Annotated in this window: 1 protein-coding gene; it reads right to left on the bottom strand. The window is 72.0% G+C overall.

Translation table 11 applies throughout. The annotated features are described in order from the left end of the window. Positions 1 to 42: 42 nt before the first annotated feature. Complete coding sequence (locus FHR82_RS45360; protein ID WP_221464648.1) at positions 43 to 13,356, bottom strand: type I polyketide synthase; 13,314 nt, start codon at positions 13,354 to 13,356, stop codon at positions 43 to 45. Between the last annotated feature and the right edge of the window lie 10 nt (positions 13,357 to 13,366).

The following is a 13,366-nucleotide window of genomic DNA, read 5'->3' as shown; positions in this document are numbered from 1 at the left end:
CTGTCGGAGTTCGTCACGTCTGGTCCTCTCTGGCGGAGACGGTCAGGACTCGCGACCGAGGACCAGGGTGACCAGGTCCTCTGCGTCCATGGAGTCGATCCGGTCGTCGTCGCGGGAGGTGGCGGTCGCGGGCGCGCCTGCGAGCGCCAGCAGGTCGGCGAGCAACCCGGAGCCACGCAACCGTTCCAGTGGGATGCTCACGAGCAGCTCCCGGAGGTCGGCCTCCGGGTCCTGGGAACGGTCCGGAGCCAGTTCCTCCAGGAGGAACACCGCGAGCGCCTGTGGGTTCGGATGGTCGAAGACAAGGCTGGCGGGCAGCCGCAGGCCGGTGATCGCGCCGAGCCGGTTCCGCAGTTCGACCGCGGCGAGCGAGTCGAAGCCGAGTTCCTTGAAGTCCTTGCCGGGCCGGACCGCATCCGCCCCGGCGTGTCCGAGCACCGCGGCCGCCTCCGCGCGGACGGCCGACACGACCACCTGCTCGCGCTGCGCCGCGGGCAGGTCGCGAACCCGCCGCACGAGATCCTGCGCTCCGGCGCCCGAAGCCGCGGCCCGGCGCCATATCGGCGGGACCAGTCCACGTAGCTGCGCGGGCAGCCGACCCTCGTCGGCGTTGGTACGGAGCGTGTCCCGGTGGAGACGGACCGCGGCAGGCGTGGGCTCATCGGCGGCCACGGCGGCGTCGAGCAGGGCGAGGGCCTGCGCGGTCGGCATGGGGAGCACACCCGCCGAGGCCATCCGGCGACGGTCCTGGCCGGCCAGCTCTCCGGTCATCCCGCTGGCCTCCTCCCACAGGCCCCACGCGACGGACGTCGCAGGCAGTGCGGTCGCGGAGCGGTGCTCGGCCAACGCGTCCAGGAACGCGTTCGCCGCGGCGTAGTTGCCCTGACCGGCTGTGCCGAGCACCCCGGCGATGGACGAGAACATCACGAACGCACCCCGGGCGAGCTCATGCAGGTGTACGGCGGCATCGACCTTCGGTCCGAAGACGGTGTCGATGTCGGCCGGGGTCAGTGACTCGATGAGACCGTCGGCCAGCACCCCCGCGGTGTGCACGACCGTGGCCCCGGGGTGGTCGGCAAGCAGCGCCGCCACGGCGGTGCGGTCGGCGAGGTCGACAGCGACGGCGACCGTGTCGGCGCCCAGGTCCACCAGCTCGGCGACGAGCCGGTCGGCGCCGGGCGCGGCGAGGCCCCGGCGGCCGGCCAGGACGATGCGCCGGACGCCGTGCGCCGTGACGAGCCACCGGGCGACGAGGCTGCCCAGTGTCCCGGTGCCGCCGGTGATCAGCACGGTCTCGCCCCAGTCCGGTGCCTGCCCGGATGACGGTGCCCTGACGAGACGCTGGGCGAGCACGACTCCGTCCCGGAGCGCGACCTGCGGCTCGTCGAGCGCGACGACCCGCGCCAGCAGCTCTCTGGCGGGCGTGGCGCCGTCGAGGTCGAGCAACAGGAACCGGCCCGGGTGTTCTGCCTGCGCCGACCGCACGAGCCCGCGCGCCGCCGCGACGGCGACACTTCCGGGATCGGCCGGGTTCGAGACCGCGCCGTGGGTGAGCAACACCAGTCGGGTGTCCCCGAAGCGCCTGTCGCTGAGCCAGGTCTGTACCAGTTCGAGCACCTCGGCGGTGGCGACGCGGGCCGCCACCGCCAACTCGAGACCGGGCCGGGCGCTGATCGATGCGAACACGAGCGCCGGGACGGATGCGCCCGCGTCCACGGCGGCGATGAGCCGGGGCAGGTCGTCGAAACAGTCCGCGCCGGGGCCCAGGAGCTTGGCCGCGCCACCCACCGCCGCCCAGTCGCCGCCTGCCTGGCCGGCACCGGCGGCCACGATCTCCGTCCAGACCGGACGATAGAGACCATCACCTACGGCTGTGCCCATGCCTGTCGGGCGACGTAGCAGGAGCGAGTCGACGGTAGCGACCGGTTCTCCCTCGTCGTCGGCCACCAGGATCGCGACCGTGTCCGTCCCCTGAGGAGTGACGCGCGTTCGCAACGTCGGGGTCACGACACCCCGCAGGTTGACGCCGTGCCAGGAGAAGGGCACCTTGGGCTGGGCCGGATCCCCGGCCAGGGCGGCGGAGTGCACGGCCGCGTCGAACAGCGCGGGGTGCAGCCCGAACCCGGCGGTGCTGAGCGCGGCGCCGGATTCGATCTCGGTGAACACCTCCTGGCCGCGCCGCCACGCCGCCCGAATGCCCTGGAACGCCGGCCCGTACTCCAGCCCGCCCTCGGCGAGGCGTTCGTAGAGGGCGCCGACGTCGACCGGGTCACTTCCCGGCGGCGGCCAGTCCCGGAGGTTCTCGACCTCGTCGACCGGAGGTGTCCCGAGCACACCTGTGGCATGCGTGGTCCAGTCCGCGACAGCGTCGGCACGAGCGTGCACGACCAGCTTCCGCGCACCGTCCTGGTCAGGAGCATCGATCGAGAACTGGAGCTGGAGCGTCCCGGTCTCCGGCAGGGCGACCGGGGACACGGTGGTGAGCTCGGTCAGCGTCGTGCTGCCGACCTCGGCACCCGCCCGCAGGGCGCATTCCACGATGGCCGCGCCCGGCAGGACGACGGTGCCGCCGACCCGGTGGTCCACCAGCCAGGGCTGGGTGCCGGTGGACAGCCGGGCGGTGAACAGGTGGCCGTCCGACGCGGCCAGTGACACACCGGCGCCGAGCAGGGCATGACCGGTGGCGTCCAGCCCCGCCGAGCGCACGTCACCGGTACCCGTCTGCTCGGGCGCCAGCCAGTACGGTTCGCGTTGGAAGGCGTAGGTGGGCAGGTCGATCCGGCAGGCCGCCGCCCCGTCGAACACCGCGCGCCAGTCAATGGGCACACCGGTGGCGTGGAGGCGGGCCAGTGCGGTCAGCGCAGCGGTCTCCTCGTCCCAGTCCTTGCGAAGGGTCGGCACCGCGAGTGCTTGGGGCGCCGACTCAGCCGCCGTCCCCGACAGGGTTCCGTTCGGTCCGAGCTCCAGGAGCGTGGTGACGCCAGCCGTGACCATGGTGATCACAGCGTCGCCGAACCGGACGGTCTCACGCACCTGCCGCACCCAGTACCCGGGTGAACACACCAGCTCGGGGGCCGCGACCGCACCCGTCATGGCCGACACCAGCGGAATTCGCGGCGGAGCGAACGACAACCCAGACACCACAGCGCGGAACTCGTCCAGCATCGGTTCCATCAACGGGGAGTGGAACGCGTGCGAGACCCGCAACCGGGACGACGTCCGCGCTGCCAGGCGCGTAACGACCGCCGCGACCTCGTCCTCCACGCCGGACACCACAACCGAATCCGGCCCGTTGACCGCCGCGATCGAAGCGCCTTCGGTCAACAGCGGCAGCACCTCGGCCTCGGTGGCGCGCACCGCCACCATCGCGCCGCCCGACGGCAACGCCTGCATCAACCTCGCCCGCGCCGCGACCAGCACACACGCATCGTCGAGAGTCAGCACACCCGCCACGTGCGCGGCCGCGATCTCACCTACCGAATGCCCAGCCACATACTCCGGCACCACACTCAGTGACTCGACCAGCCGGAACAACGCCACCTCGAGCGCGAACAACGCGGGCTGCGCCCACTCCGTCCGGTCCAGCAACTCGCCGTCCTGACCCCACATCACCGTCCGCAGACCCTCGAACCGGTTTACCACCTCGTCGAACGCCCGCGCGAACACCGGGAACCGCGCGCACAGCTCGCGCCCCATTCCCAACCGCTGCACACCCTGCCCCGGGAACAGCACGCCCAGCCCGCTGTCCCCGGCGACGCCGCGCGCCGCCTCGACCACACCGCCCGCCGACGCCAGCAACACCGCCCGATACGCGAACACAGAACGATCCAGCAACGACCAACCCACATCGACCCGCGACGGCTCCGTACTGTCCACAAAGGAACGCAGTCGTGCCAGCTGCCCGTCCAGCGCCGCCTCCGACTTCGCCGACACGACCCAGGGCACCACGGCGGCCCGCGGGCCCGTCACAGCGGGCTCGTCGGCGGTAGCGGGCGCCTCCTCGACGATCACGTGCGCGTTCGTCCCGCTGATCCCGAACGACGACACCCCGAACCGGCGCGGCCTGCCCACCGACGGCCAGTCGACGTTCTCCGCCACCAGCTCCACGGCACCCGACGACCAGTCCACACGAGACGACGGCGCGTCCACGTGCAGGGTTTTCGGCACGACGCCGTGGTGCAGGGCCATCACCATCTTGATCAACCCGGCGACACCTGCGGCCGCCTGCGTGTGCCCCAGGTTGGACTTGACCGAACCCAGCAACAACGGCCACGCGCGGTTCTGGCCGTAGGTGGCCAGCAATGCCTGTGCCTCGATCGGATCACCCAAGGTGGTCCCGGTGCCATGCGCCTCCACCACATCGACATCCGATGGGGACAACCCGGCGCTTGCCAGCGCCTGCCGGATCACCCGCTGCTGCGACGGACCGTTCGGCGCCGTCAACCCGTTCGACGCGCCGTCCGAGTTCACCGCGCTGCCGTGCATGACCGCAAGGATCCGGCGCCCGTTACGCACGGCGTCCGACAGCCGCTCCACCAGGACGATCCCGACGCCCTCGGACCAGCCCACGCCGTTCGCGGCGTCGGCGAAGGCTCGGCACTGTCCGTCCGGGGACAGCGCGCGCTGGCGGGAGAACTCGACGAACGTCTCCGGTGAGGCCATCACAGTCGCACCGCCGGCCAGCGCGAGATCGCACTCACCCTGCCGCAACGCCTGAGCCGCCAGGTGCAACGCCACCAGCGACGACGAACACGCCGTGTCGACGGTGAGTGCCGGACCCTCGAACCCGAACGTGTAGGCCACCCGGCCCGAGGCGACGCTGCCCGCGTTCCCGATGCCCAGGTAGCCCTCCAGGTCCGGGGGGACCTTCCCGAGGCGAGACGCGTAGTCGTGGTGCATCACACCGGCGAACACACCGGTCCGGCTTCCCCGCAGGGACGCGGGGTCGATGCCCGCCCGCTCGAGCACCTCCCACGACACCTCCAGCAGCAACCGCTGTTGCGGATCCGCGGCCACTGCCTCCCGTGGCCCCATGCCGAAGAAGGCCGCGTCGAACTCCCCCGGTGCACGCAGGAAGCCGCCGCGCCGGGTGTGCGACGTGCCAGGCCGTTCCTGGTCCGGGTCGAACAACGCGGACAGGTCCCAGCCGCGGTCAGGGAACTCGGAGGTGACGTCGGCGCCATCGGACACGAGGCGCCACAGGTCCTCCGGCGAGTCGATCCCGCCCGGGTAACGGCAGCTCATCGCCACGATCGCGATCGGTTCGGCCTGCGGCGTGGTGACGCCGGCCGGTTGTGCCCGCGCGGGGCTGCCGAGCAACTCGGTGTGCAGGTGGTCCGCCAGCGCGACGAGGTTCGGGTGGTCGAAGGCCACCGCCGCCGACAGCCGGAGGCCGGTTACCGCGGCGAGCCGGTGGCGCAGTTCGACGGCGGTGAGCGAGTCGAACCCGAGGTCGCGGAACGACAGCTCGGTCTCGGCCTGCGCGATGCCGTTACGCCCCAGTACGGTCGCCACCTCGGCCGCGACCAGCGCCCGCATGGCCGCGGGCTGCTCCTTCGACGGCAACGCGAGTACGCGCCGCGCCGACACGGACTCTTCCGCCGCTTCCGCGTTCGCGACACGGCGTGCGGGCGTGCCCACCACGCCGCCCAACATCGTCGGCACCTTCCCGGCGTCGGCGCGGATCGACGCGGTGTCCAGCCGCGCCGCGACCACTGCGGCGCGGTCGCACACCAGGGCCGCGTCGAACAGCGTCACACCGTCCGCTATGGACAGTTCGGTCAGACCCGAACGCCGCATCCGCAGGCGGTCGACGTCGTCGAGCCCGCCTGCCATGCCGCCGTCCGCCCACGGGCCCCACGCCACCGAGGTCGCGGGTAGACCGGCGGCACGCCGGTGGTGTGCCAGCGCGTCGAGGAAGACGTTGGCGGCCGCGTAGCCGGCCTGGCCCGCGCCGCCCAGGGTGCCCGCGACGGACGAGAACAGGACGAAGGCGTCGAGCCGGCTGTCGCGGGTCAGCTCGTGCAGGTTGAGCGCGGCGTCGACCTTGGGACGCATGACCGTGGTCAGGCGCTCCGGGGTCTGTGCCTCGAGCACGCCGTCGTCGAGGACACCCGCGCTGTGCACCACGGCGGTGAGCGGGTGCTGGGGCGACACGGTCGCGAGAACGGCCGTCAGTGCCGCGCGGTCCGCGATGTCACAGGTTACCAGTGCCACGGTGGCACCAAGCGACTCCAGTTCGGCGACCAGTTCCTCGGCGCCATCGGCCGCGACGCCCCTGCGGCTCGTCAGCAGTAGGTGCCGGGTGCCGTGCGCGTGCACGAGATGCCGGGCGACGACCCGGCCGAGTGCCCCGGTGGCGCCGGTGACGAGCACCGTGCCGTCCGGGTCGATGGTCGCCGGCTCGGCCACCGGGCGGCGCATGGCGACCAGGCGAGGCGACAGCACCGCACCGTCCCGCACCACCAGTTGTGGCTCACCGCTTCCGATGGCGGCGGCGAGGAGCGCTCGGTCGGCACCTGACTCGGCATCGACCAGGACGAACTGGTTCGGGTGTTCTGTCTGTGCCGAGCGCACCAGACCCCAGACCGCGGCGTGCGGCAGGTCCCGCACGTCGTCGTCCGGTGCGGTGGCCATCGCGCGCTGGGTGACGAACACGAGCCGGGATGAGCCGAACCGCTCGTCGGCCAGCCACGCGTGCATCAGGTCGAGCGCGTGGGCGGTGACGTCCCTGGCGGTACCGGCGTCGGTTGCCTCGCGCGGCACGCAGTGCACCACGACGACCTCAGGTGCCGTGCCGATCGCGGCGAGTGCGGCACGGACGTCCGTCCCGGGTCGCGTGTCGAGGACCGCCCAACCGGTCACGACGTCGCCGGTCGTGGTCACCGGAGTCCACTCGACCTCGTGCAGGGCCGCCCGCACCGCCGTACCCGCACCGCGGACCTGCTCCGCCGTGCCGTTCCGCAGGACCAGGGAGGTCACCGAGGCCACCGGCGCACCGGTCGGATCGGCCATCCGGATCGACACGGTGTCCTCGGCCAGGCTCGTCACGCGGACCCGGAGCGCCGCGGCGGCGGTGGCCGTCAGGGTCACCCCGGTCCAGGAGAACGGCAGGCGGAGGTCGGCGCCCGGGCTGCCGAGGTGGGTGATGTGCAGTGCCGCGTCGAGCAGCGCGGGGTGGATGCCGAACGAGGTGGTGTCGGTGTTCTCCGGCAGGGCGACCTCGGCGAACAACTCGTCGCCGCGTCGCCATGCCGCCCGCAGCCCCTGGAAGCGGGGACCGTACCCGTAGCCCTGGGCCCGCAGCCGCTCGTACAGCCCGGCCACCTCGACCAGTTCCGCGCCGGGCGGCGGCCATTCCGTGAGCCCGGACCCGGCGGCAGCTGTTTCCGGTGACAGCACTCCCACGGCGTGCCGTGTCCACCCGCTCGTGCCGCGCTCGTCCTGGGCGAAGACGCTGAACCCGCGGCGGCCGTCCCGATCCGGTGCGTCGACCGTCAGCTGCAGTCGGACGCCGCCCTCGTCGGGCAGCACCAGCGGGGTCTGCAGTGTCAGCTCCGCGACCGTCGGGCAGCCGACCTCGTCGCCCGCACGGATCGCCAGCTCGACGAACGCCGCGCCGGGCACCAGGATCCGGTCCCGCACGGTGTGTTCGGCGAGCCAGGGATGCGACCGCACCGACAAGATGGAGGTGAACAGGCTCCTGCCGTCAGCGGCCAGTTCCACCGCGGCGCCCAGCAACGGGTGACCGGTGGCCGCCAGGCTCGCGGCGCGCAGGTCACCGGCGGCAGAAGCACCGGATGTCAACCAGAACCAGTCTCGCTGGAAGGCATACGTCGGAACATCGACCCGGGCCGGGCAGGTACCGTCGAACAGCGCTTGCCACCGGACCGGCGAACCTCCCACATGGAGCTGGCCGAGTGCGGCGAGCAACGCCGCCTCCTCACCGCGATCCTTGCGAAGCGCCGGGATCGCCACCGCCTCCGGTGCTGTCTGCGTGGCCATGGCGGACAGGACACCGTCGGGGCCGAGCTCGAGCAGTGCGGTCACGCCACCGTCGACCATCGCGGTCACACCGTCCGCGAACCGCACTGCCTCGCGCGCGTGCCGCACCCAGTACCCGGGCGAAGCGACCAGGCCGGGATCCGATACCGCACCGGTCACGTTCGACACCAACGGAATTCGCGGCTGAGCGAACGACAACTCCGACACCACAGCACGGAACTCGTCCAGCATCGGGGTCACCAACGGCGAGTGGAACGCATGGGACACCCGTAGCCGGGACGCCCTGCGTCCACCCAACCGTGCGACGACCGCCGCGACCTCGTCCTCCACACCGGACACCACAACCGAGTGCGGTCCGTTGACCGCCGCGATCGCGACCCCTTCGGTCAGGAGCGGCAGCACCTCGGCCTCGGTGGCCTGGAGGGCGACCATCGCCCCTCCCGGGGGCAGTGCCTGCATCAACCTCGCCCGCGCCGCGACCAGCACACACGCGTCCGGCAGGGACAACACACCTGCCACATGGGCGGCGCCGATCTCACCGATCGAGTGCCCGGCCACGTAGTCCGGCACGACACCACACGACTCGACGAGGTGATAGAGGGCGACCTCGAGCGCGAACAACGCGGGCTGCGCCCACTCCGTCCGGTCCAGCAACGCGGCATCCTGACCCCACATCACCGCCCGCAGACCATCGAACCGGTCCACCACCTCGTCGAACGACCGCGCGAACACCGGGAACCGCGCATGCAACTCGCGGCCCATCCCTGCTCGCTGCGCGCCCTGACCCGGGAACAACATTCCCAGCCCGCCGCCCGCAGCCACTCCGCGCGCCGCCTCGACCACACCATCCGCCGACGCCAGCAAAACTGCCCGATGCGCGAACACGGATCGATCCAGCAACGACCAACCCACATCGACCGGCGACGGCTCCGCAGTGTCCACAAAGGAACGCAGCCGTGCCAGCTGCCCGTCCAGCGCCGCCTCCGACTTCGCCGACACCACCCACGGCACCACCGCCGGAACCACCACGTCGGTGGCAGGCAACGGCAGCGGGGACGTGGGCGCCTCCTCGACGATCACGTGCGCGTTCGTCCCACTGATCCCGAACGACGACACGCCAAACCGGCGCGCTCTGTCCACCGACGGCCAGTCCACGTTCTCCGCCACCAGCTCGACGGCACCCGACGACCAGTCCACGTGCGGCGACGGTTCAGCCGCGTGCAAGGTCTTGGGCACCACACGGTGACGCAGGGCCATCACCATCTTGATGACGCCGCCAATGCCGGCGGCAGCCTGCGTGTGCCCGATGTTCGACTTCAACGAACCCAGCAACACCGGCCGCGCGCGGTCCTGGCCGTAGGTGGCCAGCAACGCCTGTGCCTCGATCGGATCACCCAACGTCGTCCCCGTGCCATGCGCCTCCACCACATCGACATCCGATGGGGACAACCCGGCACTGGCCAACGCCTGCCGGATCACCCGCCGCTGCGACGGACCATTCGGTGCCGTCAACCCGTTCGACGCACCGTCCGAGTTCACCGCACTACCACGCACCACCGCCAAGATCCGACGCCCATTGCGCACGGCGTCCGACAGCCGCTCCACCAGGACGACCCCGACGCCCTCCGACCAACCGGTGCCGTCCGCGTCCGCACCGAACGCACGGCATCGTCCGTCGGCGGACAGCGCGCGCTGGCGGGAGAAGTCGATGAACACCTGGGGGGAGGCCATGAGTGCCACACCGCCGGCCAGCGCAAGATCGCACTCACCCTGCCGCAACGCCTGAGCCGCCCAGTGCAACGCAACCAACGACGACGAACACGCCGTGTCCACGGTCACCGCGGGCCCCTCGAGGCCCAGCGCGTACGCCACCCGGCCCGAAGCGACGCTGCCCGCCGCGGCCGTGCCCAGATAGCCGTGCAGCTCCGGGGACACCCCGCTGAACCGCTCCGCGTAGTCGTGGTGCATCAGACCGGTGAACACCCCGGTGCGGGTGCCCGCCAACGAGAGCGGATCGATACCCGCCCGCTCGCACGCCTCCCACGACACCTCCAGCAACAGTCGCTGCTGCGGGTCCATCACCAGAGCCTCGCCGGGCGAGATGCCGAAGAAGGCCGGATCGAACTCTCCCGCGTCGGGCAGGAAACCTCCGTGCCGCGTGTGGGAGGTGCCCGCCGCGTCGGGATCGGCGTCGAACAGGGCGGTCAGGTCCCAGTCACGGTTGTCGGGGAATGGCGTGATCGCGTCCACACCGTCGGCCACCAGCCGCCACAGGTCCTCCGGTGTGCGGACGCCGCCCGGGTAACGGCAGGCCATCGCGACGATCGCCACCGGCTCGTCGGCGACCGGCCCAGCCGGTGGCGCTGTCGCGACGCGGGCGTCCGGTTCGCCGGTCAGCCGGCGCCGGAGGTGGTGTGCCAGCGCTGCCGGCGTCGGGTAGTCGAACGCCACTGTCGCGGGCAGTGGCAGACCGGTCGCCTCGGCGAGCCGGTTGCGCAGCCGCACCGCCGTGATGGACGTGAGCCCCAGTTCCCGGAAGGCGCGGGCCACGTCGAGGCCCTCGGGTGCCGCGTCACCCAGCACGTCCGCCACTGCGGCGCGAACGCGGCCCATGATGTCCGCGTCCCGTTCGCTCTCCGCCATCCCGGCGAGGCGGCGCGCCAGCTCCACGCGCACCGACTCGTCCGCGGTCGTCCAGCGCACCGACTCGTCCTCGGTCGTCCTGGGCAGCATCGGGGCCGATTCGGCGTTCGCCGCACCGAGGGCGAACAGACAGGCGTCATCCGCCGCGAGCGCGGCATCGAACAACGCCAGTCCATCCCGGACCGGGATGGCGTCGTCGCTCCCGTCCTCCCACCGGACCGTGGCAAGGTGAGTTCCGGCACCGCCGCGGTCGAGATGGCGGCGTACCAGGGCGGCAGCGGAGGCAGCCGCCGCCACCCGCTCCGGTTCGGCCGCTCCCAGTGTCGACGAGAGAGCGGAGATCACCACCAGGACGGGCAGTTCCGTGCCGCCTGCCATCTCGTACACCGCACGCAGGTCGTCCACAGTGGTGGGTTCGCCGGTGCCCGCGACGTGGACGACGGCGCCGATCGGGCCCGCCGCCTCGGTGTCCACCGCTGCCGCGGTCCGGCCGTCCGTGAGCTCACCGGGCACGACCCGCACGTCGGCGCCGAGCTCGGTCAGCGTCCTGGCCTGCTCCCGGACACCGTCCGTGACCGCACCGACCAGGAGCAGCCGTCGTACGCCGTAGCCGGTCACCAGCTGACCGGCCACCGCCGCGCCGACGACACTGGACGCCCCCGTCAGGACCACCGCCGCGTCCGGTCCGATCCTGGGGTTGTTCCTGCCGGGCATCCTGGCCTTGCCCAGCCGTGGGGTCAACGTGATCCCGTCGCGCACGAGGAGCCGGGGCTCCCCCGACGCCACCAGCGCGGCGAGCCGCGCACGCGGAATCGTCGCGCTGTCGATGTCGACCAGGACGAGCCGCCCGGGGTGATCGAACTGTAACGACCGCAACCGCGTCCACGCCTGTTGCCTGAGCTGGTGCCCGTCGTGATGGGCTGCCTGGAACACCCCGTCAACGGCATCCCTGGTCACCACGACGAGCACCGTGCCGTCGTGATCCCGGTCGGCCAACCACGAACGCGCCTGATCGTACGACGCCCACGGGTCGGGGTGAGACGCGACGCTGCCACTGCTGTGCTCGGCGCCGAGCACGGCCCAGTCGAGCGACTCCGGCGCGTCGCCGGTGTCGCGCAGCGGTGTCCACTCCAACCGGAACAGCGACTCGTGCGTGCCACTGCCCGTGGCGAGCAGCCGGCGAGGCAGACCGGGCAGCTCGCCCCGAATGATCTTGCCGGATGGCGTCCTCGGGACCTGTGCCGTCACGTGCACCTCGGCGGGAACCTTGTGATACGACAGCCTTTCGCGGCACACGGCGAACAACCGGTCAGGATCCAGCCCGTCCGGGCCGGGTACCACCAACGCGATGGGGACCTGTCCCAGCACCTCGTGCGGCTTGCCCGCGACGGCCGCGTCCAGCACGCCCGGCACGCCGAGCAGCACCTCCTCGACCTCGCCGGGGTGGATGTTCTCACCACCGCGGATGATCAGCTCCTTGATCCGCCCGGTGATGGTGAGATGGCCTGCCCCGTCACGGTGCGCGAGGTCGCCCGTCCGGTGCCAGCCGCCCGCGGGCGGCTCGACCGTGCCGTCGGCCCCGTCGTAGTAGCCGAGCATCATGTTCGGCCCCTGGACCCAGACCTCGCCCTCCTCCCCCGTCGGAACGTCCACCCCGGTCTTCGGGTCGACCACGCGGACACGCAGACCCGGCAACGGCGGACCGCACGAGCCGGGCACCCGGTCACCGTCGGGCCAGTTCGTGGTGATCGGCCCGCAGGTCTCGGTGGTGCCGTAGCTGTCGAGCAGAGCCACGCCCAATGTGTCCCGGACGGCGGCACGCAGCGACTCCGGCGCGACCGCGCCCGCGGTGAGACACCTCCGCAACGTGGTCCGCACCTCGTCTCGCTCGCGCGCCGCGAGCACCAGCTGGTGGTACATCGCCGGTACCGCGGCGAGGAACGTGAAAGGCCGCTCCCCCAGCAGTTCGAGTGCTTCACCCGCTGAGAACCCCGCCATGAGGTGGGCACTCGCACCGACCGCGGTCACGCCGAGCACGCCGAGGTGGTGGCCGAGGCAGTGGGACAGCGGCAACGGCCAGAGGACGCGGTCGTCCGCGCAGAGCCCCAGGATCGGGGCGTAGCAGGCCGCGATCGTCCAGAGCGAGTTGCGGGTGGTCGACAGGACACCCTTCGGCCTGCCCGTGGTGCCCGAGGTGTAGAGCATGAAGGCCGGGTCGTCGAGCCCGAGGTCGTCCCTGGCCGGCGTCCCGGGGTCGGTGCCCGCCACGGCCTCGTACGAGATGGCGTCCGGCGCCACGACGTCGCCGGTGACCACGAGCACCGTGCCAGGACGTCGTGCGAGCACCGGGGCCACCTGCTCGAGGCGGGCCGGGTCGGTGATCACCAGGCGGGCCTGGCTGTCCTCGATCAGATGGTTCAGCTCCGCGTCACTGGTCCTCGGGTTGACCGGGACCCCGATCGCGCCTGCCCTGGCGAGGGCCAGGTAGCTCTCCACCATCTCGACGCTGTTCCCGAGGCACATGGCGGCGCGGTCACCCCGGGCCAGCCCGAGCGCGGCCAGCTGTCCGGCCAGCCAACCGGTCCGCTGCTCGAGCGCCGCATAGCTGACGTCCCGCCGCCCGTCGGAGAACGCGATCTTCTCCCCCCGTTGCTCCGCGTGTGCACGCAGCAACTCGGGCAACGGCCGGATCAGATCTGCGCGCAGCACTTCACCACAT

This window comes from Actinophytocola algeriensis (assembly GCF_014203735.1).
Taxonomy (GTDB): domain Bacteria; phylum Actinomycetota; class Actinomycetes; order Mycobacteriales; family Pseudonocardiaceae; genus Actinophytocola; species Actinophytocola algeriensis.
This window is presented reverse-complemented; position numbering and strand designations above follow the sequence as displayed.